Source organism: Pantoea sp. Taur, from assembly GCF_009830025.1.
Classification (GTDB): Bacteria; Pseudomonadota; Gammaproteobacteria; order Enterobacterales; family Enterobacteriaceae; genus Pantoea; species Pantoea communis.
The window spans coordinates 13,644-38,399 of sequence record NZ_SZZZ01000015.1 but is presented as its reverse complement, the minus strand read 5'-3'; the positions used below and the strand labels follow the sequence as shown (position 1 = coordinate 38,399).

Genomic DNA, 24,756 nt, shown 5'->3' with positions numbered 1-24,756 from the left:
TCAGTGATCAAACGGCTTCGCATGGAAAAATCACGGCAGCAACATCTTCTTCGCTGGCTCCGCCAGCAACGTCTTCATGGCGCACGAAGTTTACGTGCCGCATCGCTATTCGGTTTTGCCGGTGCACTGGTGATTATTGCTCAAGCCTGGTTGCTGGCCTCGCTGCTGCAGAATCTTATTGTCGCCCAACAACCGCGCGGTGCCCTGCTGACTGATTTCATCCTGCTGCTGTTGTGCTTTGCTCTTCGCGCAGGTCTGCACTATGCACGAGAAATGGCAGGTTACCGTGCTGGCGTTGCCATCCGTCGCGCTCTGCGCAAGCAGGTACTGGATAAGCTGAATGATTTAGGTCCTGCCTGGGTTCAGGGCAAACCAGCGGGAAGCTGGGCAACGCTGCTGCTTGAGCAAATTGAAGAGATGCAAGAGTATTACGCGCGGTATCTGCCACAGATGTCACTGGCCGTTTTTATTCCCTTCGCCATCCTGATAGCCATCTTCCCGATTAACTGGGCGGCAGGATTGATCCTGCTCGCGACCGCACCGCTGATTCCGATTTTCATGGCGATGGTCGGCATGGGTGCCGCCGATGCAAACCGTCGCAACTTCCTCGCACTGGCACGTCTGAGCGGCGATTTTTATGACCGCCTGCGCGGGCGTGAAACCTTGCGCCTGTTCTACAGGGCTGCCGCTGAACAGCAGGCGATTGCTGAAAGCACCACGGATTTTCGTCAGCGCACCATGGAAGTGCTGCGCCTTGCTTTTCTCTCTTCCGCAGTGCTGGAATTCTTTGCCTCACTGGCGATTGCCGTGGTCGCGGTCTATTTCGGCTTCTCCTATCTTGGCGAACTCAATTTTGGTCATTACGGCACTGGCGTGACCTTGTTTGCTGGATTCCTGGCACTGATATTGGCGCCTGAGTTTTTCCAGCCGCTGCGCGATCTGGGTACTTTTTACCACGCTAAAGCGCAAGCTGTTGGGGGCGCCGATGCACTGGATCGTTTTCTTAACGAAAGTCCGGAAATCCCAGCTTCCGCCTCCAGCCTCTCAGTCGCTTTCGATACCCCTTTAAGCCTTGAAGCACAAGATTTGGTGGTGATGACAGCCAAAGGTGAAGCGTTATCACAGCCGCTGAATTTTACGCTTGAGGCGAATAAACGCGTGGCGCTAGTGGGTCAGAGTGGAGCGGGTAAATCAGCACTGATGAACGTGTTGCTCGGCTTTCTGCCCTATCAGGGATCGCTGCGGGTCAATGGGCATGAACTGCGGGATATCAGCCGTGATAGCTGGCAGCAGCATCTGGCGTGGGTCGGTCAAAATCCCCATTTGCCCGCGACCACGTTGCGCGAAAACCTGTCTCTCAACAGCAGCATGGATGAAGCAACACTGCGCAGCGTTTTGCAACAGGCGGGCGTGGATGAGTTTCTCGCCCGTTTACCGCAAGGCCTCGACACCCCCATTGGCGATGGAGGAATGGGCCTTTCTGTTGGCCAGGCACAACGCGTCGCCGTTGCGCGTGCACTGTTGAAACCGGCACAACTACTGCTGCTGGACGAGCCCGGTTCAGGTCTTGATAGCCAAAGTGAACAGCATGTGTTGCGCGCATTAAACCAGGCAGCCACACAGCAAACCACCCTCATGATCACCCACCAACTTCACGATCTTGCCAGTTGGGATGAAGTTTGGGTGATGCAATCCGGGCAACTGGTGCAGCAAGGGCAGTGGCAACAACTGATTGCTCAGGACGGGCCGTTGCGTGCCATGGTGCAGCATCGCCAGCAGGAGATTGTCTGATGAATCCACTATTGCCGTTTCTGCGCCTGTTTCGTCGTCATCCCTGGCGTTTAGGTCTGGGCATCGTGTTAGCCATTGCGACTTTGCTCGCCAGTATCGGCTTGCTCACCCTATCTGGCTGGTTCCTTGCCGCCTCATCGCTGGCTGGCGTGGCTGGCCTTTACAGTTTCAACTATATGTTGCCCGCAGCAGGGGTGCGTGGCGCGGCCATCACTCGCACTGCGTCGCGTTACTTCGAACGCTTAGTCAGTCACGATGCCACTTTCAGGGTGTTGCAGCATTTGCGTGTGTTCACCTTTAGCAAACTGATCGCACTGGCCCCCGAACAACTGGCCTGTTTCAGACAGGGCGAACTGCTTAACCGCTTTGTCAGTGATGTCGATACGTTAGACCATCTCTATCTGCGCGTCATTTCACCGCTGGTCGGCGCGGCGGTAGTGATAGTGGTAGTCACTTGCGGTCTGGCGATATTGGATGTGCCACTGGCGCTGCTGTTGGGCGGGATGATGTTGCTGACGCTTTTGCTCATGCCGCCGCTGTTCTGGCGATTAGGCACCTCAGCCGGGCATCGCATCGCCCAGCACCAAGCCAGTTGGCGTTTGCAACTGACGCAGTGGGTAACCGGACTGGCTGAACTGCAAATTTATGGTGCTGCGGCCTTATGGCGTCAAAAACTGGATGCGGAGGAAATGCGCTGGCAGCAGGCACAGCAGCGTCAGCATCGTCTGCAAGCGCTGGCGCAAAGCCTGTTATTGTTAATCAGCGGGTCAACCGTCGTCTTGCTACTGTGGATCTCCGCAGCGGGCGTGGGCGGCGATAGCGCACCTGGCGCATTCATCGCACTTTTCGTGTTCTGCGGCCTGGCGGCATTTGAAGCGCTGGCACCGGTAGCAGGCGCCTTTTTGCCGCTTTCGCAGGTCACTGGTGCGGCGCAACGCGTACAGGAAATCATTGAGCAAGCGCCTCTGATTCGTTTTCCATCCTCGACCGTGCCCTCTGATTCGGGCATCAGCCTGACGCTGGAAAAAATCACTTTCAGCTATCCGCAGCGACCGGAACCGGTACTCAGGCACTTCTCGCTGACACTGCGAACCGGTGAGCATCTGGCACTGCTCGGCCCCACCGGCTGCGGCAAATCCAGTTTGCTGGCACTGATCACGCGCGGCTGGCAGGCGCAGCAGGGTGACATTCGACTGAATAATATTCCCCTTGCTGAGTGGGACGAAAAAAGTCTGCGTAAACGTATCAGCGTGGTCACGCAGCGCGTGCATCTGTTTAGTCAGACGTTACGCGATAATTTACTGCTGGCACACCCTGCCGCCAGTGATGAACAACTGAATGCAGTACTGCATCAGGTTGGACTCACCCATTTGGCGGAACATGATGAAGGGCTCAACGCATGGATGGGTGAAGGTGGCCGCCCGCTGTCGGGAGGCGAACTGCGCCGCCTGGCCATTGCACGCGCCCTGTTGCACAACGGCGATCTATGGTTGCTTGATGAGCCCACCGAAGGCCTGGACGCCACCACCGAACAGCAGATATTGACGCTGTTGCGCCAGGTCAGTCAGGGTAAGACGGTTATCATGGTGACCCATCGCCTCAGCGGCCTGGCAACAATGGATCGTATTTGCGTGATGGACCAGGGACAGATTATTGAGTCGGGCACGCATGACGAATTAATCTCAAAAGCAGGACGCTATTGGCGTTTCCACCAGCGCTTTGCGCTATAGTCTTAGCGAGCAGCCCGAAGGGTAATTGACGCAATGAGACTGGTACAACTTTCACGGGATTCATTAAATTTTCCTCCGCCGGAGATGGCGCTGCGCGAGCCGAATGGATTATTGGCGATGGGCGGCGACCTCTCCCCTGCCCGACTGATGAACGCCTATCAGCGCGGCATTTTCCCCTGGTTTTCGCCCGGCGACCCGATTCTATGGTGGTCGCCCGATCCGCGTGCCGTGATGCTTCCTGAATCTTTTCATCTCAGCCGCAGCATGGCGCGTTTTCATCGCCGTTCACCTTTTCGCGTTACCATGAATCATGCTTTCCCGCAGGTACTGGAAGGCTGTGCCAGCGGCAGACAAGAAGGCACCTGGATTACCTTTGAGGTGAAACGCGCCTGGCTTCGTTTGTACGAGCTGGGTCACGCGCATTCGATTGAAGTCTGGAATGACAATCGGCTGGTAGGCGGCATGTATGGTCTGGCGCTTGGGCAGATTTTTTGTGGCGAGTCGATGTTTAGCCGCCAGGAAAATGCGTCAAAAACTGCGCTGTGGGTGTTCTCTCAGCATTTTCTCGCTCATCAGGGACGCTTGATTGATTGCCAGGTGCTTAACCCACATACGGCTTCGTTGGGCGCCGTTGAAATCCCGCGTGTCGATTATTTACAGTACGTGCAAACACTGGCGTGGCAGCCTGTTTTAAGCGGTTGCTGGCAAACACAAACCCTTTTTTGACCCTGCTCGCAGATGTTTTGCACACAATTCCCGACAAAAGTGATACAATAAGCGAGTTTGGTATGTCGTCCGCGCTTCGCTGTGGCGAGCCGGAATTGCCAGGTTGGGAATCTCATCCATTTCCCGAAGCTGTTACCGTTGTGCACTTGATGCCAATTGCGACAACTTCTTAGCCCGCTAATCCCCCGCAGACGTCAATAAAAACACCCGAATTTTTCCGTAATGCACGCGCAATGGCGCGACGCACGGCGAAGCGTTGGCAAAATCGCCAACGCTTCTTTACATAAATCATGGAATTCGGCATTATCTTGCCGGTTCAACAGTTTGGTAGTTCACCCCAGAGGATTCGATGGCCAAAGAAGACAATATTGAAATGCAAGGTACCGTACTGGATACGTTACCTAACACCATGTTCCGCGTAGAACTTGAAAACGGGCACGTGGTTACCGCTCATATCTCCGGTAAAATGCGCAAAAACTACATCCGCATCCTGACGGGCGACAAAGTGACTGTCGAGTTGACCCCGTACGACCTGAGCAAAGGCCGCATTGTCTTCCGTAGTCGCTAAGTTGTTGTCCACATCTCGCGTTTGTGGCAATTAACTGAGCGCGAAAAAAAAGGCCGGATTTTCATCCGGCCTTTTCTTATCTGCAACTCAGCACATCAGTGCACAGTCCCTTCGGTTTTCCGTTTTTCCGCACTCAGGAAATGGTAGGTCAGCTGGTTTTTTTCTTTATCCAGCGCCACCGAGACTGAACCGCCATCCACTAATGAACCAAACAGCAGTTCGTTAGCCAGTGGTTTCTTCAGATTCTCCTGCACGGCACGTGCCATTGGACGGGCACCCATCGCTTTGTCGTAACCTTTATCCGCCAGCCAGTCACGAGCATCATCACTGACTTCCAGCGAGACGCCTTTTGCATCCAGTTGCGCTTGCAACTCGACGATGAACTTATCCACCACCTGATGGATCACCGCGGTATCCAGATGACGGAACCAGATAATGTTATCCAGACGGTTACGGAACTCAGGCGTAAAGATCTTTTTGATCTCTTCCATCGCGTCGGTGCTGTTGTCCTGCTGAATCAAACCAATCGACTTACGCTCAGTTTCGCGAACACCGGCGTTGGTGGTCATCACCAGCACCACATTGCGGAAGTCCGCTTTGCGGCCGTTGTTATCGGTCAGCATGCCGTTATCCATCACCTGCAGCAGCAGGTTAAAGACATCCGGGTGCGCTTTCTCGATTTCATCCAGCAGCACCACCGCATGCGGATGCTTAATCACCGCATCGGTGAGCAAACCACCCTGATCGAAACCAACATATCCCGGAGGTGCACCGATCAAACGGCTAACGGTGTGGCGCTCCATATACTCGGACATATCGAAACGCAGCAGCTCAATCCCCAGGGCCTTCGCCAGCTGAACCGTCACCTCGGTTTTACCGACGCCAGTTGGACCAGCAAACAGGAATGACCCCACGGGTTTACGATCCTGACCGAGACCGGCACGGCTCATCTTGATCGCTTCAGTCAGTGCTTCAATCGCGTTATCCTGGCCAAACACCAGCATTTTCAGACGATCGCCGAGATTTTTCAGCGTGTCGCGATCGGTGGCTGACACGCTTTGCTCTGGGATACGCGCAATACGTGCCACCACAGATTCAATATCCGACACGTTGACCGTTTTCTTACGCTTACTCACCGGCACCAGACGCGCACGCGCACCGGCTTCATCTATCACGTCAATCGCCTTATCCGGCAGATGACGATCGTTGATGTATTTCACCGCCAGTTCCACGGCTGCACGCACTGCCTTCGCGGTATAACGCACATCATGGTGAGCTTCATACTTCGGTTTCAGTCCGTTAAGAATCTGCACGGTTTCTTCGACAGAAGGTTCGGTAATGTCGATCTTCTGGAAACGACGCGCCAGCGCACGGTCCTTCTCAAAGATGTTGCTGAACTCCTGATAGGTGGTTGACCCCATCACGCGGATTTTTCCGCTGGAGAGCAACGGTTTGATCAGGTTAGCGGCATCCACCTGTCCACCGGAAGCGGCACCCGCACCGATAATGGTGTGAATTTCATCGATAAACAGGATGCTACTGGTGTCTTGTTCCAGCTGTTTGAGCAGCGCTTTGAAACGTTTTTCAAAATCACCACGGTATTTGGTACCCGCAAGCAGCGAACCGATATCCAGCGAGTAGATGGTGCAATCTTTCATCACTTCCGGAACATCGCCCTGCACAATGCGCCAGGCCAGCCCTTCCGCAATCGCGGTTTTGCCCACGCCAGATTCACCCACCAGCAGCGGGTTATTCTTACGGCGACGGCACAATACCTGAATGGCACGCTCCAGCTCTTTATCGCGGCCGATCAGCGGGTCGATTCCGCCGACACGAGCAAGCTGATTAAGATTGGTGGTGAAGTTTTCCATACGTTCCTCCCCGCCTGCTTGCTCTTCGTTAACCGGATTCTCCGCATTGTTCTGCGGCTGGCCCGGCTCATCTTTACGCGTACCATGGGAGATAAAGTTCACCACATCGAGGCGGCTGACTTCGTGTTTGCGCAGCAGGTAAGCCGCTTGAGACTCCTGCTCGCTGAAAATGGCGACCAGCACGTTCGCGCCTGCCACTTCGCTGCGACCGGATGACTGGACATGGAATACCGCACGTTGCAACACGCGCTGGAAGCTGAGCGTTGGTTGAGTATCACGCTCCTCTTCACTGGCTGGCAGCACCGGCGTGGTTTGTTCGATGAAGGCTTCGAGTTCCTGTCGCAGAGCCACGATATCCACCGTACAGGCTTCCAGTGCCTCTCTGGCCGACGGGTTGCTAAGCAATGCCAGCAACAGATGCTCGACGGTCATAAATTCATGACGGTGCTCGCGCGCTCTGGCGAAAGCCATGTTTAAACTGAGTTCCAGTTCTTGATTGAGCATTTGGCACCTCCCCCAATTATCGCTCTGACGACCTTTCCCCTATATGGAGACGGGCTCAGGCTTTTTCCAGCGTACACAGCAACGGATGTTCATTCTCTCGTGCGTAATTGTTCACCTGGGCGACTTTGGTTTCCGCCACTTCTGCAGTGAATACACCACAAATCGCCTTTCCGTGGTAGTGAACTTTCAACATCAGTTGCGTTGCACGTTCAACATCATAAGAAAAGAACTTTTGCAGAACGTCAATAACAAATTCCATAGGTGTATAATCGTCATTATTCAGAATGACTTTATACATCGAAGGCGGCTTTAACCCTTCGCGTACTTTATCTTCGGCTAGATGTTCAAAATTAAGCCAGTCGTTTGTGTTTGCCATAATGTTCCGTCGAAATTCTGCGTTACGATTGCGCGCATTGCTGCGCCCATTCCTAAGTTTAACATGTCTGTCAAGCCACCTTTCCCTTAAGAAAAAACGGCCCTAAAAGCCCATGCGCGACCTGTATCACAAAATTTGCAATAGCGTTAACTGCCTCAAATTTTGATGAATTTCTCCCCGTGCGCCAGGGCCGTTTGCTTGACGATAAGGACCGTTTCTCTACATTCTACTTACACAAGCTGATTGAGTTTTAAACAAACTCGACTCACAGCTTCAATGACCTCACCTACTGTTCAAAATGTCTTGCGAGGGAAGTAAAAGCATGGAGACGGGTACTGTTAAATGGTTCAACAACGCCAAGGGCTTCGGCTTTATCTGTCCGATTGGCGGCGGCGACGATATCTTCGCACACTACTCCACGATTCAGATGGAGGGATACAGAACGCTGAAGGCCGGCCAGCAGGTTCAGTTCGATGTCCATGAAGGGCCAAAAGGCAATCACGCCAGCTTGATTGTGCCCTGTGAAGTCACGCAAGTCGCCTGACGCGCGCCTCTTCATTCATTCTGACCACTCCCGAAAAAAAATGCCAGCCGCAGACGCTGGCATTTTTCTTTTGCGGATTTTCCCGCCCCTCAATCTGCACGTCCGCGAGCTAACCACATCACGCGAGCAAACAGCTGATCCAGTAACGAGGGAATCGCCTGCGGCCCACGCTCTGCCGCCGCCATGGCTACCGCTATCGCCAATTCGGGTTTCGAGCTGTGATGAATCGCTTTAGTAATAATACGCCGCGCATTCATCGGCACGTTTAACGGCAGGTGCGCCATGTCGTGATAAACGTCGCTGAACCCCTGCTTATAGAGAAAATGTTCTATATCCGGGGCCGGGAACTGCGTCAGATGATCGTCTTGCTGCTCATGCTCCTGCAGTTGGCTCCGTGCGCTGGCTGCATACTTATTGCCCGCTTCGTCGCCGTCAGTCAACACATGCCAGGCAATGCCCATGCGTCTGGCAAACTTCAACAGCGGCTTAAGACCAGACTGCGCAAATTCGATGACTTTGACCCCTTCGGCCGCAAAATGGTAACCGCGCTGGCGCGCCAGTTCATTGATGATCCACACTTCCGTCTCCCCCTCCACCAGCAACCAGCAGCGGGCAAAGAGTGCCGAGGGGCGATTCACGCGGATATGAAAGCCAATACGGCGGCTCTCCTCAGCGCTCAATCCTTCAGGACCAATCCGCCATGCCGCAACGCGTGTAGGTTCACGCACCAGGCGACAAATATTCTCTAACGGCACCTGAGATAACAGCTCCCCCGAATTGGTGGTGGTGATTTTTTGCAGCGGCATTAAATCCAGCAGATTCCACGCCACTGACAGCATAATTGGATGCAGTCGCGTTTCCGGATCCTCCACCAGCAACAATGGATGAGCGCCCGGCGGCAGCGCTTCATTGCCGTGCGCCTGAATCAGTAAAGAGAACATGCGCAATAAAATGACCTGCCGACTGCGTGATTCCGTTCCCGCAATCAGGTGGTTAAGCTTGTCGAGTGAACGCCAGCCTTGCGAACCATCGCGTAATTCAGGTGCGACACGCGCCGCGCTGACCCCCGGTTGCTGCACTAGGAAGTAGTGCTCCAGCAATTGCTGCATGGTGTGCAAGCCCTGACGCAGTAAATCGTCGCTCAGATTCTGCGGCTGCACCACCAAATCCCGGGTTAATTTCTCGACTTCCTGTGACAATTCACTCAGCGTCGTGGCCCGGCGGTCCGCATCGTTGCTGCTGTGCCGTCCACGCCGGCCAAAGCGCGCATCGCGCAGTCTGAGCACGGGATAAAAGGCACGCAGATGGGCCAGCGCCGCTTCAGTGCCTTCCATCGCCAGCACATCGCCATTTTGGTCGATGAAGCGCCAGGTGGTTTTCACACCATGCTCGTTGCGGCGCGCACGGGTGCTGAAGCGGATAAAGCGCCCGTTTTCATCGCGCTGCCAGAAAGGCTGGAAGACCGCTTCGTCATCTCCCGCTTGTGCTCGAAAGCGAAACACCAGTTGCAGCTGGCGCAGGCGTGCTTCCAGATTGCCCGGTGGGAAGTGAAAATCATGTTCGGTAAACTGATAAGGTTCAGCCGCAGGCGCCAGTAATAATGTCAGCGCATCCAGCAAGCTGGATTTACCCCAGGCATTTTCACCAATCAGCAGATTGGTATCAGTGAGCGGCAACGACAGCCGATTGATGCCACGAAAACCGCGAATATCGATATGTTCCAGAAACATCATGCTATCCCTTGAGTGCTTTGCCTGAGCATGGTTCGCCTCGTTAAGTTGGTCAAGTTAATGCACGGGTAAAAGGTTTACACTTCAACTGTTTTCCGATAGTTTGCGGCCCTCTCCCACGGATGGAAACGCTCTATGTATGGCTTGATCATCATTCTGCTGCCACTGATTGCTGGCTATTTACTGCATGTGACCCGTGCCAATCTGCTGCGCGGCGTCGCCCGCATGCTGAGCGCACTGGTGTACATCATCCTGTTTTTTATGGGCACCAGCCTCGTTTTCCTCGATAACCTCAGCAGTAATCTGCTCACCATTTTTCATACCGCGTTGATCAGTATGCTGTGCATTCTCGCCTGTTCTCTGCTGGCTTTCTGGCTACTGGAGAAGCGCGTGCCGTGGCATCACCCGCACAAGCAGCAAGCCCTGCCTTCACGTCTGCACATGGCGCTGGAATCCCTCAAGCTGTGCGGCTCGGTACTGGGCGGATTCCTGTTGGGATTAAGCCAGTGGTCAATTCTGCGCCACGCATCAACCATCAGTGAATATGCCCTGATGCTGATGTTGTTTCTGGTCGGTATTCAACTGCGCAGCAGCGGCATGACCTTGCGTCAAATCACGCTCAATCGTCGCGGCATGCTGGTAGCCGCGGTGTCGCTATGCAGCGCCTTGATCGGTGGAATGCTGGCCGCATTATGGCTCGATTTGCCAATCAAAACCGGCCTGGCGCTTGCCAGCGGCTTCGGCTGGTACTCGCTGTCCGGTATTCTGATGACCGAATCCTTCGGCCCGGTGATTGGCAGCGCGGCCTTCTTTAACGACCTGCTGCGTGAGCTGATCACCATCATGCTAATTCCGCTACTGATCAGCCGTCAGCGCAGCATGACGCTGGGATTGAGTGGTGCCACCTCAATGGATTTCACCCTGCCGATTCTGCAACGCACTGGCGGCATGGAGATTGTTCCAGCGGCGATCGTGCACGGTTTTATCATGAGCTTATTAGCGCCGATTCTTATCGCGTTGTTCTCCGCCTGACCGCAGAGCGCATTTTTTCACGGCTGCGCCCCGTCTCCATCGTCTACGCTTTCTGACTGACACGTTTCCGCCATCGGGATGGATGGCCAAACACCAGAAAGGAGCGAACGATGAAGCAAACTGTGGCGGCACTGCTGGCCAAAACCCTGGAAAATGCGGGCGTAAAGCGCATCTGGGGCGTGACGGGCGATTCGCTCAACGGGCTGAGCGACAGCCTCAACCGCATGGGCACCATTGAATGGATGCCCACGCGCCATGAAGAAGTGGCGGCTTTTGCTGCCGGTGCTGAGGCACAAATCAGCGGTGAACTGGCGGTATGTGCCGGTTCCTGTGGCCCCGGAAACCTCCATCTGATTAACGGACTGTTCGATTGTCATCGCAATCACGTTCCGGTACTGGCGATTGCCGCACATATCCCTTCCAGCGAAATCGGCAGCGGCTATTTTCAGGAGACGCATCCGCAGGAGCTATTCCGCGAATGCAGCCATTACTGCGAATTAGTCTCTAACCCTGAGCAGTTGCCGCAGGTTTTGGGGATTGCGATGCGCAAAGCCATCCTTAATCGTGGCGTATCCGTGATTGTTATTCCCGGCGATGTGGCGCTGAAACCGGCACCAGAAGGCGCACGCAGTGAATGGTATCCACCGCAGTTGCCGCATATTGTGCCCAACGCCAACGAGATTGCCCGCCTGGCTGAAACGCTGAACGGCGCAGAAAATATTACGTTGATGTGCGGCAGCGGCTGTGCCGGCGCGCATGCAGAAGTGGTGAAGCTGGCAGAAACGCTGAAAGCGCCCGTGGTGCATGCCATGCGCGGCAAAGAGCACATTGAGTACGATAATCCTTACGACGTCGGCATGACCGGTTTAATCGGCTTCTCATCCGGTTATCACGCCATGATGAACGCCGACACGCTGGTGCTGCTGGGTACACAGTTCCCTTATCGCCCGTTTTATCCGGCTGATGCCAATATCATCCAGATTGATATCAATCCCGCCAGCCTTGGCGCACACAGCCATGTCAATATGGCGCTGATTGGGGATATCAAAGCCACATTGCAGGCGCTGCAGCCGCAGCTCAACAGCAAAAGCGACCGTCATCATCTCGACAGCGCGTTAGAACACTATGTGGATGCGCGAAAAGGTCTGGATGAGCTGGCCACCGCCAATGATAAACAGGCGATTCATCCGCAATATCTGGCGCAGCAAATCAGCCATTACGCAGCTGAAGATGCCATTTTCACCTGTGATGTCGGCACGCCCACCGTTTGGGCCGCACGTTACCTGAAGATGAATGGCAAGCGCCGTTTGCTGGGATCGTTCAACCACGGTTCGATGGCTAACGCGATGCCACAGGCGCTCGGCGCTCAGGCAATCGATAAGCAGCGTCAGGTCGTGGCGCTGTGCGGTGATGGCGGCTTCAGTATGTTGATGGGCGACTTTATTTCGGTGGCACAACTGAAACTGCCGGTGAAGCTGGTGATCTTCAATAACAGCGTGCTGGGCTTCGTGGCGATGGAGATGAAAGCCGGTGGTTACCTTACCGACGGCACCGATCTGGAGAACCCGGATTTTGCCGCCATTGCCACCGCCTGCGGCATTAAAGGCATTCGCGTCGAGAAAGCCTCTGAACTCAACAGCGCGCTGGAACAGGCGTTTGCGCATGATGGCCCGGTACTGATCGATGCGATCACTGCTAAGGAAGAGCTGTCGATGCCGCCGCAGATCAAAGCCGAGCAGGCCAAAGGATTCAGCCTGTATATGCTGCGCGCGATTCTGAATGGGCGGGGTGATGAGATTGTTGAACTGGCGAAAACCAACTGGCTGAGGTAAAACGGATAACCAGGCCAGATAACTCACAACGCGGGCGCTTAGCCCGCTTTTTTGTTTCAGGAGAGCGATGTGATCGATTTACGCAGTGATACCGTAACCCGCCCAAGTGCCGCCATGCTGGATGCGATGATGGCCGCCGAAACTGGCGATGATGTCTATCGTGACGATCCCACCGTCAATGCGCTGGAACTCGAGGCCGCCCGCCTGAGTGGCAAAGCCGCAGCGCTGTTCTTCCCGACCGGCACGCAAGCCAACCTGGTGGCGCTGCTGTGTCACTGCCAGCGCGGCGATGAATATATCGTCGGTCAGCAGGCACATAACTACAAATACGAAGCGGGTGGCGCGGCGGTACTGGGCAGTATTCAGCCACAACCGATCTCGCACGCCGAAGATGGGTCGCTGCCGCTGGCGGATATCGTTGCCGCTATCAAACCGGATGATATCCACTTTGCGCGCACGCGCCTGCTGAGCCTGGAAAACACCCATCACGGCAAAGTGCTGTCGCAGAGCTATCTGGAACAAGCGTGGAAGTTAACGCGCGAACACAAACTGGCGCTGCACATTGATGGTGCCCGCATCTTCAACGCCGTGGTGGCGCAAAATGTTGAGCTAAAGGATATCGCGCGTTATTGCGACACGCTGACCATCTGCCTGTCCAAAGGACTCGGCACCCCGGTGGGTTCACTGCTGTGCGGCGATGAAGCCTACATTGAGCAGGCGCGTCGCTGGCGTAAGATGACCGGTGGCGGCATGCGTCAGGCGGGCATTCTGGCGGCGGCGGGTCTGTACGCGCTGAAGCACAACGTCGCGCGCCTGAAAGAAGATCATGACAATGCCGCGTGGCTGGCTGAACAGCTCAGTGCCATTGGGGTTGAGGTACTGAATCAGCACACCAATATGTTGTTTGTGAAAGTACCGGCGGATCAGGTTGACGCACTGAAAAGCTGGATGCACTCCGGCGATGTGCTGATGAGCGTGGGTCCGGTCACGCGCATTGCCACCCACCTCGATGTCAGCCGCCAGGATTTACAACGTCTGGTTGCGCACTGGCAGGCGTTTTTAGCGTAACAGGGCGCAGGTTGCCTTGTAGGGACGGCCTTCGGGCCGTCCATAAGCTCACCAACGCGAGCCCTTACTTCAGCCGAACCGTATTTCGCCAGCAGCGCCTGAGCTATCGCCAGCGTTTATGCATCGGCGGTGTCATACACCCTCTCTTCACTGTGCTGCACCGTATTTCGCCAGCAGCGCCCGAGCTATCGCCAGCGTTTCCGCATCGGCGATGCCATACACCGTCTCTTCACTGCGCTGCGCCGTATTTCGCCAGCAGCGCCTGAGCTATCGCCAGCGTTTCCGCATCGGCGATGCCTCGATAATCTCGCGCACGGAAGTGCATCTGAAACGCCGCGATCAGCTTACGCTGCATGGGTGGGGTATTCGCTGAATTGACGTTATAACCATAGCGCTGCAGCGCATCCAGCAGTTCGGCCTGATCGATGGGCGCATCAGCCGCATTCCCGTGGAGATAGCGCTGCACAGTGGCGGGATCGGGCCATGCGCCCAGCCCCTGCTCCGCCAACTGCTGCCACGGGAACAACGGGCCAGGATCCTGTTTCCGCTGCGGCGCGATATCGCTGTGCCCCACCAGATTTTCAGGCGTGATGGCATAACGCTGCGTGATATCTTTCACCAGCGCCACCAGCACGCTGATTTGCGCTGGCGTAAACGGCTGCCACTTCACGCCGGTTAATGTCCGCGTGTAGCCACGATTGACGATCTCAATACCGATCGACGTGTCATTGATACGGGTCGCACCGCGCCAGAAACTCGGCCCGGCATGCCACGCCAGTTCGCGCTCCGGCACCAGTTGCCAGATGACACCCTGGCCGCCTTTTTGCGCCGGCTGCTGCGGGATCAAATAGTGGGCACTGACTTCACGATCGGTGAGCGTGGCCAGCGAGGATGGCAGATCTTCGGCGGTATAATGGATCACCACCACTTTAATGCGAGGCCGCGCGCCCTGCGCCGGATGCGCGGTATCGACCCAGTAGCCGTTGCGCGGCTCAACAGACGACTGACAGGCACTCAGTAAAAACGCCAGCGCCAACAGAACAGCAAAACGCATTAGCGAATAATCACTGCGGTACCGGTCACACTGACCATCAGCATGCTGCTGTCTTTGCCAACGGTTTCATAATCGATATCAATGCCCACGACCGCATTCGCACCCAGCGCCTTTGCCTGCTCTTCCAGCTCTTCAAACGCGATCTGTCGCGCTTTGCGCAGCTCTTTTTCATAAGCACCGGAACGACCACCGACGATATCGCGAATCCCGGCAAAGAAGTCGCGGAAAATGTTGGCCCCGAGAATCGCTTCACCGGTAACCACACCGCAATATTCAGTGATGCTGTGCCCTTCTAAGGTGGGCGTGGTGGAAAATTTCATCGCGGTCTCCTTGTTTGAGTGAGTTCAATTTATACCCTAAATAATTCATGAGGCAGGAAGGCGGCAAACAAGAGAGTCCCGATGAACTTACCCACGTAAGTGATTCGGGCGAATGCGTGCAGCCAACGCACCTGCCTGATGAAGTATGACGGGTACAGCTCGTACGGCGTAAAAGCAAGACTATACTCTATGCTAAAAATGACGCTTTGCCAGTGAACAATAAGGAAATCGAGATGAGAAACAATGCCTTTGCGCTGCTTGTTCCCGCTGCGTTACTGCTCAGTGCCTGTACCACCGTTGAACCGGTGATCAAGGATAACGGACCGCGCACTGCCAGCTGTGTTGACGGTGGTCCAGATAGCGTCGCGCAGCAGTTTTACGATTTACGCATCAGACAGCCCGGTCAGGGTCTGCCCGATAGCACCACGCTGGCAAAATATCGCCCTTACCTGAGCGATCGCCTGTATCAAAAACTGCTGAGCGCCAGCACGCAGAGCAATAAACCTGCCTCGTGGAGCCAGGGCGATCTGTTCTCCAGCCTCGCACAGGGTCCCACGTCCGCCGATGTTGCCAGCGCCTCAACCATTCCTAATCGCGATGCACGTAACATCCCACTGCGCGTCGATTTGAGCCGTGATGGCAAAAGCTGGCACGACGAGGTATTGATGATTCACGAAGGAACCTGCTGGGCGGTGGATGATATTCGTTACGTCGGTGACTGGCCGCACGCAGGCGGCGGATCGCTCAGCCAGCTGCTGGAAGAGAAGAAATAGCTGTTCAATTTTACAGCATTCAGTTCTAAACATAAGCGCGCCGCATCTTTGCGGCGTTTTTTGTTAATTTTTCATCAATAAATTGCAGCCAGCGAGCCCTTCCCGGCGTTGACCTGCGCGATATTGTGCTACGCTTTTGGGACTTCACTGCTGTTTAATAAATTTTAACCCACCACAATTGCATAACTATTCTGGTGACGTTAAGATTCGCGGCACTAATTACTATTCATTTTTAGCGCATGAGTATTCAACTAAACGCCATAAACTGTTTTTACGGTGCCCATCAGGCACTGTTCGATATCAACCTGGCTTGTCCGCAGGGAGAGACGCTGGTGTTGCTCGGGCCGAGTGGCGCGGGTAAAAGTTCGCTCCTGCGCGTCCTCAATCTGCTGGAGCAGCCGCGTTCCGGCAGCCTGCAGATTGCCGGGAATCACTTCGACTTCAGCAAAGCGCCGTCAGACAGCGCAATCCGTGAACTGCGCCAAAACGTGGGCATGGTGTTCCAGCAATACAATTTGTGGCCTCACCTCACCGTGGTGCAGAATCTGATTGAAGCGCCGTGCCGCGTGCTCGGTCTCAGCAAAGACGCCGCACGCGCGCGCGCCGACAAACTGCTGGAGCGTCTGCGTCTGACCCCCTTTGCCGATCGTTTTCCACTGCATCTATCCGGTGGCCAGCAACAACGTGTGGCGATTGCCCGCGCGTTGATGATGGAGCCGCAGGTGCTGTTGTTCGACGAACCCACCGCCGCGCTCGACCCTGAAATCACCGCGCAGATCGTCAGCATCATTCGTGAGCTGGCACAAACGCAGATCACTCAGGTTATTGTGACCCACGAAGTCGAGGTGGCGCGCAAAACCGCCAGCCGTGTGGTGTACATGGAGAACGGCCATATCGTTGAGCAAGGCGATGCCAGCCACTTTACACAGCCGCAAACCGAAGCGTTTGCACATTATCTTTCGCACTAAGTCAGGATGCATCTAATGAAAAAAGTCGTACTTGCTGCACTGCTTGCCGGTCTGAGCCTGAGCGCTTCTGCTGCGCAAACCCTGCGTTTTGCCACCGAAGCTTCATATCCTCCATTTGAATTTGTGGATTCTGACAACAAAATTCAGGGCTTCGATGTCGATCTGGCCAATGCGCTGTGTAAAGAGATTGATGCGACCTGTACCTTCACCAACCAGGCATTTGACAGCCTGATCCCCAGCCTGAAGTTCCGTCGTTTTGACGCGGTGATGGCGGGTATGGATATCACCCCAGAGCGTGAAAAGCAGGTGCTGTTCTCCAAGCCTTACTACGATAATTCCGCGATCTTTATTGCCCAGAAAGGCAAGCTGGCGAATGTGGATGCGCTGAAAGGTAAACGCGTTGGCGTTCAGAACGGCACCACGCACCAGAAATACCTGTCTGATAAACACAACGACATCACAGTTGTGCCTTATGACAGCTACCAGAACGCGGTTCTGGACCTGAAAAATGGCCGTATTGATGCGGTATTCGGTGACACCGCCGTGGTGAACGAATGGCTGAAACAGAATGCCAACCTCGCACCACTGGGTGAGAAAGTGACCGATAAAGATTACTTCGGTACCGGTCTGGGTATCGCCGTCCGTCAGGGCAACACTGAGCTGCAGGGCAAATTCAACACCGCTCTGGAGAAGATCAAAGCTGACGGCACTTACAAAACCATCTACAACAAATGGTTCCAGCAGTAATCTCTGATGAATGAAATGATTCCACTCGCAAGCGCCGCCGGCATGACCGTCGGGCTTGCTGTTTGTGCACTGATCGCCGGCCTTGTGCTGGCGATGATTTTTGCTGGCTGGGAAACCGTCCGCTGGAAACCGCTGGCGTGGATCGGTACCGGGCTGGTGACACTGATCCGTGGCCTGCCGGAAATTCTGGTGGTGCTGTTTGTTTACTTTGGTGCCTCACAGCTGCTACTGACCTTATCCGATGGCTTCCATATCAATCTGGGCTTGTTTAGCATTCCCGTGCAGGTTCAGATTGAAAACTTCGACGTCAGCCCTTTCCTGTGCGGCGTCATTGCCCTGGCAATGCTTTACTCGGCCTACGCCTCCCAAACGCTGCGTGGCGCGCTGAAAGCCGTGCCTGTCGGCCAATGGGAATCTGGCCAGGCGTTGGGTATGAAGAAATCGGCGATTTTTTTCCGTCTGATCATGCCACAAATGTGGCGTCATGCGCTGCCTGGTCTGGGCAATCAGTGGTTGGTGTTACTGAAAGATACTGCGCTGGTGTCGCTAATTAGCGTGAATGACATCATGCTGCAAACCAAAAGCATTGCCACACGCACCCAGGAACCTTTTACCTGGTATCTGGTGGCTGCGGCCGTCTACCTGATCATCACGCTGTTCAGTCAGGCGATACTGCGCCGTATTGAATCACGCACCACGCGTTTCGAGCGGGGGGCCTGACGCATGCTGGATTACTTACCCGAACTCCTGAAAGGGCTGCACACCAGCCTGACCTTAACCATCGCGTCACTGATTGCCGCGCTGGTGCTGTCGCTGCTGTGTACCATCGTGCTCTCACTGAAAGTCCCGGTGCTGAACTGGCTGGTGAAAGGCTACATCACGGTGTTCACCGGCACGCCGCTGCTGGTGCAAATCTTCCTGATATATTACGGTCCCGGCCAGTTTCCCAGCATTCAGAACGTGCCGTGGTTATGGCATCTGCTATCACAGCCCTGGCTGTGCGCGCTGATTGCACTGTCGCTCAACAGTGCGGCCTATACCACTCAGCTGTTCTACGGTGCAGTACGCGCCATCCCCTCCGGGCAGTGGCAATCCTGCGCTGCGCTGGGGATGAACCGTAAAGACACGCTGCGTATTCTGCTGCCGTATGCGTTTAAACGCGCCCTCTCCTCTTACTCTAACGAAGTCGTTTTAGTGTTTAAGAGCACTTCACTGGCGTACACCATTACGCTGATGGAAGTGATGGGCCATGGGCAATTGCTGTATGGCCGCACTTATGACATCACGGTGTATGCTGCTGCCGGGCTGATCTATCTGGTGGTCAACGGTTTGCTCACGCTGATGATGCGTTTAATCGAAAAGCGCGCATTGGCATTCGAACATCGTAATTGAGTGTTGTAGTGGCGCGAAGTATCGCGTTTGTCTGAGGTGAAAGTGCTGCGGACAAACGCGTCATATCTCGCGCTGCTACGCCCCAATAACGCATGTAATTTTTTAATCATATTATTTGCATATAAATTCATTTACTGGCATCGTGTAACTCGTTCTATCTCTGGCATGGTTTACAGGAGTCACATAATGAAAAAATGGATTGTTGCTGCGGCGCTGGCAACACTGGCAATGAATGCTTATGCGGTGGAAAAAATCCGTTTCGCCTCTTCTGCGACCTATCCCCCGTTTGAATCCCTCGACCACGACAACCAAATCGTTGGCTTTGATATCGATCTGGCTAAAGCGTTATGCCAGCAAATGAAAGCGGATTGCACCTTTACCAATAACGCGTTTGACAGTCTGATCCCTTCGCTGAAGTTCCGTCGTTACGATGCGGTTATCTCGGGTATGGATATTACCGCCGAGCGCAGCAAACAGGTCGATTTCACTCAGCCTTACTACGCAAACTCCGCGATTGTGATTGCACATAAAGACCAGTACACCGACTTCAGTCAGCTGAAAGGTAAGCGTGTCGGCGTTGAAAATGGCACCACGCATCAGAAATACCTGCTGGAGAAACATCCTGAAGTGATCGCCGTGGCCTATGACAGCTATCAGAATGCGATTCTCGATCTGAAAAATGGTCGCCTGAACGGCGTATTTGGCGATAGTGCGGTGGTCAATCAGTGGCTAAAAGCCAATGAAGACCTCAGCCCAGTGGGTGAACATATCACCGATACCGAATACTTCGGCACCGGCTTAGGCATTGCGGTGCGTAAAGGCAATGCAGCGCTGTTAAAAGAGATGAATGACGCGTTGGTGGCGTTGAAAGCCGATGGCACCTGGCAGCAAATCAACCAGAAGTGGTTCCCGGAATAAGCATTATGGAGCCTCGTGGCGTGCCACCTGACAGGTTCTGCACGTCCTCCGTTCAGGCGGTGGCTACGTGGCTCCACCCTTCTTAATCAGTAATGTCAGCACTTCAAAATGTGCGGTGTGCGGGAACATATCAAACAGCTGGACGCGGCTCACCGCGTAATCGGCCAGACGTGCAATATCCTGCGCCATCGTGCTGGGATTGCAGCTTGAATAGAGAATGTAGTCTGGCGCCATTTCACTGAGATAAGCACACAGCTCAGCACCAATCCCGCGACGCGGCGGATTGACCAGCACCAATTGTGGCACCTGCTCACGCGATGTGGCGAACTGGGTCGAATCCAGCGCGGCGAAACTCACCTTATCGAGTCCTAACTGTTCAGCCGACTGCTGCGCACAGGCAATGGCTTCCGCACTGATCTCAATACCGGTCAGTTGCATCTCTGGCGTGGCACAGTGCAAGCCGAAACCGCCCACGCCGCAGAACAGATCCCACATACTGGTCACCGGCAGCTCTGCGACCCAATCACGCGCCGTGGCATACAAATCGGCGGCGACCTGCGGGTTAGTCTGGAAGAAACTCTGTGGGCGAATATACAGCGGCACCTGATTGAAACACTCCGCCAGCGCTTGATCCGGCGTCAAAGCAATCTCTTCATCCCCTTCCAGAATCGCCATATGCACTGGCTGGATGTTGGCGGAGATCACTTTCAGTTGCGGCAATTGCTGCTGCAGCCAGGGCAAGGCCGCACGCAACTGCTCCAGCTTGCTGGTGGAACGCAGCACAAACCGCAGCATCATGCCACCTTGCGAACTCTCGGTCAGCAGCAGGAATTTTAGTTCACCGCGTTTACGCGCCACGTTGTAGGGCGTTAATCCGGCGCGGGCAATAAAAGGTTTCAGCACCTCGAACACCGGCGCAAAGCTGGCGGGATAGAGCGGGCAATCGCACAGATCAACCGGTTCGCCATCACGCGCCACCATGCCAAAAATCGGCCGCTCTACGCTGCCGCTCACCACCATTTTGGCTTTATTACGAAAACCCTGCAGCGCGGAGGTCACCGGCGGTAAATACTCAGCCACCGCGGTCTGTGACAGTAACTGCTCGAGCAGCGACTGCTTCTCGCTGAGCTGCTGCGGATAGGGTTTATCCAGCCACTGGCACGAACGACAGCGACCGGCATCATAAAGCGCGCAATGCATGGAAAGGCCTGTATTCAGAATCGGGAGAAAAATCGGGGGCAGATTGTATCACCGGGCGCGGAAAAATGCGCGACTGCTGGCCGGCACAAACAACAGCAGTAACACCAGCGCATCCGGTACTTTCTGCATCAGCGTGTGGTGGATGATCTGTGCATTAGTTTCACCGGGAATACTGAAGATTTCCGGGTAGATCCATCCAACGGACGCCATCAGCATATAACCGAGCACGATAATTTGCGCCATCACATAACCCCATCGTCCGCGATTGCTACCGCGCAACAGGGTAAAGGCACAGCGTAGTTCAAACAGAAAGATTAGCTGACTGGCGATAAAAATCAGCGTGGAATCCCATGCCTGTGCACTGCGGTGGACAAAGTTAGCCATTTCGTCGTAACCCAGTTCATTGGCCAGCATCAGCACGCTGAGACAGCGCGTGGCAATAATGGCGATCCCCGCCACCATCACCGGTGCAGGCGTAGAATTTGCCATCGCATTTTTGAGGGTTTCCGACATGGTTTGACTCCGTAACCATAAAAAAACGGGCCATTAAATCGGCCCGTTATTATATTGGCAAATGTTACGGCTTTCAGCCACGTTTAGCTTTCTGAATATCGCGTAAACGTTGTTTTTCTTCGTGCGCCATAAAGCGCCAGGCGATGAAACCGACAAGGCCGACGACAAACAAAATCAATGAGGCTAACGCATTGATCTCTGGATTGACGCCGCGTCGCACGGTAGCAAAGATCGCCATCGGCAGCGTGGTGGCGCCCGGCCCGGTGACGAAGCTGGCAATCACCAGATCATCCAGTGACAGCGTAAAGGCCAGCAGCCAACCGGTGACAATTGCCGGAGCAATCATTGGCACGGTAATCACGAAGAACACTTTCAGCGGCGTTGCCCCGAGATCCATCGCCGCCTCTTCAATGGAACGATCCAGCTCGCGCAGACGGGAGTTGATCACCACTGACACATAAGCGGTACAGAAAGTGACGTGCGCCAGCCAGATGGTGAGCATGCCGCGATCGCTTGGCCAGCCAAAGGTGTTGCCCATTGCTACAAACAGCAGCAGCAGTGACAACCCGGTGATCACATCCGGCATGACCAAGGGTGCGGTGAGCATAAATGCAAAACCGCTATGCCCACGGAAACGGCCGAAACGCACGATGATCACCGCCGCCATGGTACCCAACACCACCGCCATGGTGGCCGAGAGCGCGGCGATGGTCAGGCTGAGGCCAACGGCATCCAGCATCGCATCGTCCTGGAACAGCACTTTGTACCAGTGGAATGAGAAGCTCTCCCATACGGTGACCAACTGCGAGCTGTTGAAGGAGTAAACCACCAGCAGCAGCATCGGCGCATACAGGAACAGGAAGCATGCGGCCAAAATCGCCGTACGCCATGGAGAGCGAATGGTGGGTAACTGATTCATTCCTTCTCTCCTAACTCACGATTTTGATGCTTGTGGAACCAGATGATCGGCAGAATCAAAATCAACAGAATGATCACCGCCAGTGCCGAAGCCACCGGCCAGTCACGGTTGTTAAAGAACTCCTGCCACAGGATACGGCCAATCATGATGCTGTCCGGCCCTCCCAGCAGTTCTGGGATCACGTACTCCCCTACCGCCGGGATAAACACCAGCATCGAACCGGCGATAATCCCACCTTTGGTCAGCGGCACAATCACGCTAAAGAAGGTTTTCAGCGGACGCGCCCCCAGATCCAGCGAGGCCTCGACCAGCGAGTAGTCGATACGGGTTAGCGCGGTGTAGATGGGCAACACCATAAACGGCAGATAACAGTAAACGATACCGATATACACCGCGGTATTGGTGTAAAGAATCACCAGCGGGTGATCGATAACCCCCAGCCACATCAGGAAGCGGTTAAGAATGCCGTTGTTGTTCAGCAAACCCATCCATGCGTACACGCGCACCAGGAACGAGGTCCAGGAGGGCAAGATCACCAGCAACAGCAGGATGGTGCGCATTGAAGGTTTACTGTGCGCCACCGCCCACGCCAGCGGATATCCGATCAGCAGACAAATCACGGTAGAAATCGCTGCCACCTTGAGCGAAGTCAGATAAGCTTCGGCATACAGCGGATCGTCCGTCAACGTGATGTAGTTACCGAGATTCAGCACCAGATTGAGCTGGTCATCGGCCCAGGTCACCAGATCGGTGTAAGGCGGAATGGCACGCGCAATATCGGCGAAACTGATCTTCAGCACGATCAGGAACGGCAGCAGAAACAGCAGGATCAGCCAAAGATAAGGCAAGGCGATCACCAGCTTGCGACCATGCAGCATTTTAATACGCGTGCCCCAGCGCTGCAGCGGTGTACCCACCATTTCCGGCTCGCTGCGTTGAGAAATCTGGCTCATTACGCCTCCTTAAACCGTCAGAACCACACAGCTGTCGGCGTCCCAGCACAGGCGAACTTCATCACCCCATGTTGGCGCACCTTTGCGGTAGCGATGTGCATTCTGCAGCTGCGCGCTGATCATCTGACCGCTGCGCAGGCGAACGTGATAAATCGACAGGTCACCGAGATAGGCGATATGCACCACTTCGCCGACGGCAAAGTTGCAGCCATCTGCCGGTACCTCTTCGCACAGCATCACTTTTTCCGGACGTAAAGCGACATGCACGGGCACGTTATCGATGATAGAGACATCGGTCTGCACTTTAAGCGGATGTACCAGGCCCGGCGCATCAATGACCACGCCCTCTTCCGTGCGCTCACGCAGCAGGCCATCAAACACGTTAACTGAACCGATAAATTCGGCACTGTAACGGCTGGTAGGATGCTCGTAGATCTCCTCCGGCTCACCAATCTGCACAAATTTGCCACGGTTCATGATCGCGATACGACCTGCCATAGTCATGGCTTCTTCCTGGTCGTGCGTCACCATCACGCAGGTCGCGCCGACGCGCTCCAGAATATCCACCACTTCATGCTGCATGCGGTCGCGCAGTTTCTTATCCAGCGCGCCCATCGGCTCATCCAGCAGCAGCAGTTTGGGGCGTTTCGCCAGGCTACGCGCCAGCGCCACGCGCTGACGCTGACCGCCGGAAAGCTGATGCGGTTTACGCTTGGCAAATTCCTGCATATGCACCAGCGTCAGCATTTCGGCCACGCGGCTGCTGATTTCGCCTTTCGGCAATTTATCCTGCTTCAGTCCAAAGGCAATGTTCTGTTCCACCGTCATGTGCGGAAACAGCGCGTAGGACTGGAACATCATATTGATCGGGCGCTGATAAGGCGGAACGTGCGACAGGTCTTGCCCATCCAGCACAATCTGCCCGCTGGTCGGTGGTTCAAAGCCCGCCAGCATGCGCAGCAAGGTCGATTTACCACAGCCGGAAGCACCCAGCAGGGCAAAAATCTCGCCTTTATAAATGGTCAGGCTGACATCATCTACGGCGTGCTGGCCGTCAAAAGATTTGGTCAGGTTGCGAATTTCCAGCAGCGGCGTTAACGCCTTAGCCGTTTTATTTGGGGGGCGGGGAATCGCGTCGTTCACTAACATTTCTCCGGCGCTAAGCGGTGTAGCGCGGCACAGCCAGCCGCTAAAATGGCACAACAGAGGCCATCACCGCACCTCTGT

Annotated in this window: 24 protein-coding genes; 14 read left to right on the top strand and 10 right to left on the bottom strand. The window is 54.9% G+C overall.

Features of this window, described 5'->3' with window-relative positions; translation table 11 throughout:
- Positions 1 to 21 precede the first annotated feature (21 nt).
- The 4 genes from cydD to infA all read left to right on the top strand — a co-directional run bounded on the left by cydD (position 22) and on the right by infA (position 4,815).
- Entirely contained in the window at positions 22 to 1,791 is a 1,770-nt protein-coding gene (cydD, locus tag FD744_RS18615) for a cysteine/glutathione ABC transporter permease/ATP-binding protein CydD (RefSeq protein ID WP_160868942.1), read from the top strand.
- Positions 1,791 to 3,521 (top strand): cysteine/glutathione ABC transporter ATP-binding protein/permease CydC, encoded by a 1,731-nt coding sequence (gene cydC, locus FD744_RS18610; RefSeq protein WP_160868941.1) that lies wholly within the window; start codon positions 1,791 to 1,793, stop codon positions 3,519 to 3,521. The genes cydD and cydC overlap by 1 nt, the downstream gene beginning before the upstream one ends.
- A 33-nt stretch (positions 3,522 to 3,554) precedes the next feature.
- Positions 3,555 to 4,247: a leucyl/phenylalanyl-tRNA--protein transferase gene (gene aat, locus FD744_RS18605; protein WP_097119335.1), complete on the top strand. Its 693-nt coding sequence runs from the start codon at positions 3,555 to 3,557 to the stop codon at positions 4,245 to 4,247.
- A gap of 349 nt (positions 4,248 to 4,596) precedes the next feature.
- Positions 4,597 to 4,815: a translation initiation factor IF-1 gene (gene infA, locus FD744_RS18600; RefSeq protein ID WP_002211347.1), complete on the top strand. Its 219-nt coding sequence runs from the start codon at positions 4,597 to 4,599 to the stop codon at positions 4,813 to 4,815.
- Between the two features lie 95 nt (positions 4,816 to 4,910).
- Here infA and clpA read toward each other — a convergent pair whose 3' ends face one another.
- Both clpA and clpS read right to left on the bottom strand, forming a co-directional pair.
- Positions 4,911 to 7,190 carry an ATP-dependent Clp protease ATP-binding subunit ClpA gene (clpA, locus tag FD744_RS18595; RefSeq protein ID WP_034820660.1) on the bottom strand — a complete coding sequence of 760 codons (2,280 nt, stop codon included), beginning with the start codon at positions 7,188 to 7,190 and terminating at the stop codon, positions 4,911 to 4,913.
- 55 nt (positions 7,191 to 7,245) lie between these two features.
- Positions 7,246 to 7,566, bottom strand: a complete 321-nt coding sequence (gene clpS / locus FD744_RS18590) for an ATP-dependent Clp protease adapter ClpS (protein ID WP_034820663.1) — start codon at positions 7,564 to 7,566, stop codon at positions 7,246 to 7,248.
- A gap of 322 nt (positions 7,567 to 7,888) precedes the next feature.
- On the opposite strand from clpS, the gene cspD reads away from it, so the two are divergent.
- Complete coding sequence (gene cspD / locus FD744_RS18585; RefSeq protein WP_038647847.1) at positions 7,889 to 8,110, top strand: cold shock-like protein CspD; 222 nt, start codon at positions 7,889 to 7,891, stop codon at positions 8,108 to 8,110.
- An 89-nt stretch (positions 8,111 to 8,199) separates the two neighbouring features.
- Here cspD and FD744_RS18580 read toward each other — a convergent pair whose 3' ends face one another.
- Positions 8,200 to 9,840, bottom strand: a complete 1,641-nt coding sequence (locus tag FD744_RS18580; RefSeq protein ID WP_160868977.1) for an ATP-dependent endonuclease — start codon at positions 9,838 to 9,840, stop codon at positions 8,200 to 8,202.
- Between the two features lie 135 nt (positions 9,841 to 9,975).
- Here FD744_RS18580 and FD744_RS18575 point away from each other — a divergent pair, with 135 nt between their 5' ends.
- From FD744_RS18575 to ltaE, 3 genes are all read left to right on the top strand, one after another.
- Entirely contained in the window at positions 9,976 to 10,872 is an 897-nt protein-coding gene (locus FD744_RS18575) for a lysine exporter LysO family protein (RefSeq protein ID WP_160868940.1), read from the top strand.
- A gap of 110 nt (positions 10,873 to 10,982) precedes the next feature.
- Positions 10,983 to 12,704, top strand: a complete 1,722-nt coding sequence (gene poxB, locus FD744_RS18570; protein ID WP_160868939.1) for a ubiquinone-dependent pyruvate dehydrogenase — start codon at positions 10,983 to 10,985, stop codon at positions 12,702 to 12,704.
- 69 nt (positions 12,705 to 12,773) lie between these two features.
- Positions 12,774 to 13,772, top strand: a complete 999-nt coding sequence (ltaE, locus tag FD744_RS18565; RefSeq protein WP_034820678.1) for a low-specificity L-threonine aldolase — start codon at positions 12,774 to 12,776, stop codon at positions 13,770 to 13,772.
- Between the two features lie 229 nt (positions 13,773 to 14,001).
- On the opposite strand, the gene FD744_RS18560 is transcribed toward ltaE, so the two are convergent.
- Complete coding sequence (locus FD744_RS18560; protein WP_160868938.1) at positions 14,002 to 14,826, bottom strand: N-acetylmuramoyl-L-alanine amidase; 825 nt, start codon at positions 14,824 to 14,826, stop codon at positions 14,002 to 14,004.
- Entirely contained in the window at positions 14,826 to 15,146 is a 321-nt protein-coding gene (locus tag FD744_RS18555) for a heavy metal-binding domain-containing protein (protein WP_100702561.1), read from the bottom strand. The genes FD744_RS18560 and FD744_RS18555 overlap by 1 nt, the downstream gene beginning before the upstream one ends.
- Before the next feature lie 233 nt (positions 15,147 to 15,379).
- Between FD744_RS18555 and FD744_RS18550 the strand changes: the two genes are divergently transcribed.
- From FD744_RS18550 to FD744_RS18525, 6 genes are all read left to right on the top strand, one after another.
- Positions 15,380 to 15,919 carry a lipoprotein gene (locus FD744_RS18550; RefSeq protein ID WP_160868937.1) on the top strand — a complete coding sequence of 180 codons (540 nt, stop codon included), beginning with the start codon at positions 15,380 to 15,382 and terminating at the stop codon, positions 15,917 to 15,919.
- A gap of 239 nt (positions 15,920 to 16,158) precedes the next feature.
- A complete protein-coding gene (gene artP / locus FD744_RS18545; protein ID WP_052127391.1) occupies positions 16,159 to 16,887 on the top strand; it encodes an arginine ABC transporter ATP-binding protein ArtP in 729 nt (242 codons plus the stop codon).
- Between the two features lie 15 nt (positions 16,888 to 16,902).
- Entirely contained in the window at positions 16,903 to 17,634 is a 732-nt protein-coding gene (gene artJ, locus FD744_RS18540) for an arginine ABC transporter substrate-binding protein (protein WP_034820697.1), read from the top strand.
- A 6-nt stretch (positions 17,635 to 17,640) separates the two neighbouring features.
- Positions 17,641 to 18,354, top strand: coding sequence for an arginine ABC transporter permease ArtQ (gene artQ / locus FD744_RS18535; protein WP_097119343.1), 714 nt, complete (start codon positions 17,641 to 17,643; stop codon positions 18,352 to 18,354).
- A gap of 3 nt (positions 18,355 to 18,357) precedes the next feature.
- Positions 18,358 to 19,026, top strand: a complete 669-nt coding sequence (artM, locus tag FD744_RS18530) for an arginine ABC transporter permease ArtM (protein WP_097119344.1) — start codon at positions 18,358 to 18,360, stop codon at positions 19,024 to 19,026.
- Positions 19,027 to 19,212: 186 nt separating this feature from the next.
- A complete protein-coding gene (locus tag FD744_RS18525; protein WP_160868936.1) occupies positions 19,213 to 19,944 on the top strand; it encodes an arginine ABC transporter substrate-binding protein in 732 nt (243 codons plus the stop codon).
- A gap of 63 nt (positions 19,945 to 20,007) precedes the next feature.
- Here FD744_RS18525 and rlmC read toward each other — a convergent pair whose 3' ends face one another.
- From rlmC to potG, 5 genes are all read right to left on the bottom strand, one after another.
- Positions 20,008 to 21,144 (bottom strand): 23S rRNA (uracil(747)-C(5))-methyltransferase RlmC, encoded by a 1,137-nt coding sequence (gene rlmC / locus FD744_RS18520; RefSeq protein WP_160868935.1) that lies wholly within the window; start codon positions 21,142 to 21,144, stop codon positions 20,008 to 20,010.
- A 48-nt stretch (positions 21,145 to 21,192) separates the two neighbouring features.
- Positions 21,193 to 21,657, bottom strand: coding sequence for a YbjO family protein (locus FD744_RS18515; RefSeq protein ID WP_034820707.1), 465 nt, complete (start codon positions 21,655 to 21,657; stop codon positions 21,193 to 21,195).
- A gap of 73 nt (positions 21,658 to 21,730) precedes the next feature.
- Positions 21,731 to 22,576 (bottom strand): putrescine ABC transporter permease PotI, encoded by an 846-nt coding sequence (potI, locus tag FD744_RS18510; protein ID WP_034820710.1) that lies wholly within the window; start codon positions 22,574 to 22,576, stop codon positions 21,731 to 21,733.
- On the bottom strand, positions 22,573 to 23,529 hold the full coding sequence (gene potH / locus FD744_RS18505) for a putrescine ABC transporter permease PotH (protein WP_160868934.1): 957 nt from the start codon (positions 23,527 to 23,529) through the stop codon (positions 22,573 to 22,575). Before potH ends, potI begins: the two co-directional genes overlap by 4 nt.
- A 9-nt stretch (positions 23,530 to 23,538) precedes the next feature.
- Positions 23,539 to 24,672 (bottom strand): putrescine ABC transporter ATP-binding subunit PotG, encoded by a 1,134-nt coding sequence (potG, locus tag FD744_RS18500; protein ID WP_156102820.1) that lies wholly within the window; start codon positions 24,670 to 24,672, stop codon positions 23,539 to 23,541.
- Positions 24,673 to 24,756 lie beyond the last annotated feature (84 nt).

Excerpts from the sequence above, each read along its gene's own strand:
- cydD (WP_160868942.1), top strand. The coding sequence starts at position 22 with ATGGAAAAATCACGGCAGCAACATCTTCTTCGCTGGCTCCGCCAGCAA.
- cydC (WP_160868941.1), top strand. The coding sequence starts at position 1,791 with ATGAATCCACTATTGCCGTTTCTGCGCCTGTTTCGTCGTCATCCCTGG.
- aat (WP_097119335.1), top strand. The coding sequence starts at position 3,555 with ATGAGACTGGTACAACTTTCACGGGATTCATTAAATTTTCCTCCGCCG.
- infA (WP_002211347.1), top strand. The coding sequence starts at position 4,597 with ATGGCCAAAGAAGACAATATTGAAATGCAAGGTACCGTACTGGATACG.
- clpA (WP_034820660.1), bottom strand. The coding sequence starts at position 7,190 with ATGCTCAATCAAGAACTGGAACTCAGTTTAAACATGGCTTTCGCCAGA.
- clpS (WP_034820663.1), bottom strand. The coding sequence starts at position 7,566 with ATGGCAAACACAAACGACTGGCTTAATTTTGAACATCTAGCCGAAGAT.
- cspD (WP_038647847.1), top strand. The coding sequence starts at position 7,889 with ATGGAGACGGGTACTGTTAAATGGTTCAACAACGCCAAGGGCTTCGGC.
- FD744_RS18580 (WP_160868977.1), bottom strand. The coding sequence starts at position 9,840 with ATGTTTCTGGAACATATCGATATTCGCGGTTTTCGTGGCATCAATCGG.
- FD744_RS18575 (WP_160868940.1), top strand. The coding sequence starts at position 9,976 with ATGTATGGCTTGATCATCATTCTGCTGCCACTGATTGCTGGCTATTTA.
- poxB (WP_160868939.1), top strand. The coding sequence starts at position 10,983 with ATGAAGCAAACTGTGGCGGCACTGCTGGCCAAAACCCTGGAAAATGCG.
- FD744_RS18560 (WP_160868938.1), bottom strand. The coding sequence starts at position 14,826 with ATGCGTTTTGCTGTTCTGTTGGCGCTGGCGTTTTTACTGAGTGCCTGT.
- FD744_RS18555 (WP_100702561.1), bottom strand. The coding sequence starts at position 15,146 with ATGAAATTTTCCACCACGCCCACCTTAGAAGGGCACAGCATCACTGAA.
- FD744_RS18550 (WP_160868937.1), top strand. The coding sequence starts at position 15,380 with ATGAGAAACAATGCCTTTGCGCTGCTTGTTCCCGCTGCGTTACTGCTC.
- artP (WP_052127391.1), top strand. The coding sequence starts at position 16,159 with ATGAGTATTCAACTAAACGCCATAAACTGTTTTTACGGTGCCCATCAG.
- artJ (WP_034820697.1), top strand. The coding sequence starts at position 16,903 with ATGAAAAAAGTCGTACTTGCTGCACTGCTTGCCGGTCTGAGCCTGAGC.
- artQ (WP_097119343.1), top strand. The coding sequence starts at position 17,641 with ATGAATGAAATGATTCCACTCGCAAGCGCCGCCGGCATGACCGTCGGG.
- artM (WP_097119344.1), top strand. The coding sequence starts at position 18,358 with ATGCTGGATTACTTACCCGAACTCCTGAAAGGGCTGCACACCAGCCTG.
- FD744_RS18525 (WP_160868936.1), top strand. The coding sequence starts at position 19,213 with ATGAAAAAATGGATTGTTGCTGCGGCGCTGGCAACACTGGCAATGAAT.
- rlmC (WP_160868935.1), bottom strand. The coding sequence starts at position 21,144 with ATGCATTGCGCGCTTTATGATGCCGGTCGCTGTCGTTCGTGCCAGTGG.
- FD744_RS18515 (WP_034820707.1), bottom strand. The coding sequence starts at position 21,657 with ATGTCGGAAACCCTCAAAAATGCGATGGCAAATTCTACGCCTGCACCG.
- potI (WP_034820710.1), bottom strand. The coding sequence starts at position 22,576 with ATGAATCAGTTACCCACCATTCGCTCTCCATGGCGTACGGCGATTTTG.
- potH (WP_160868934.1), bottom strand. The coding sequence starts at position 23,529 with ATGAGCCAGATTTCTCAACGCAGCGAGCCGGAAATGGTGGGTACACCG.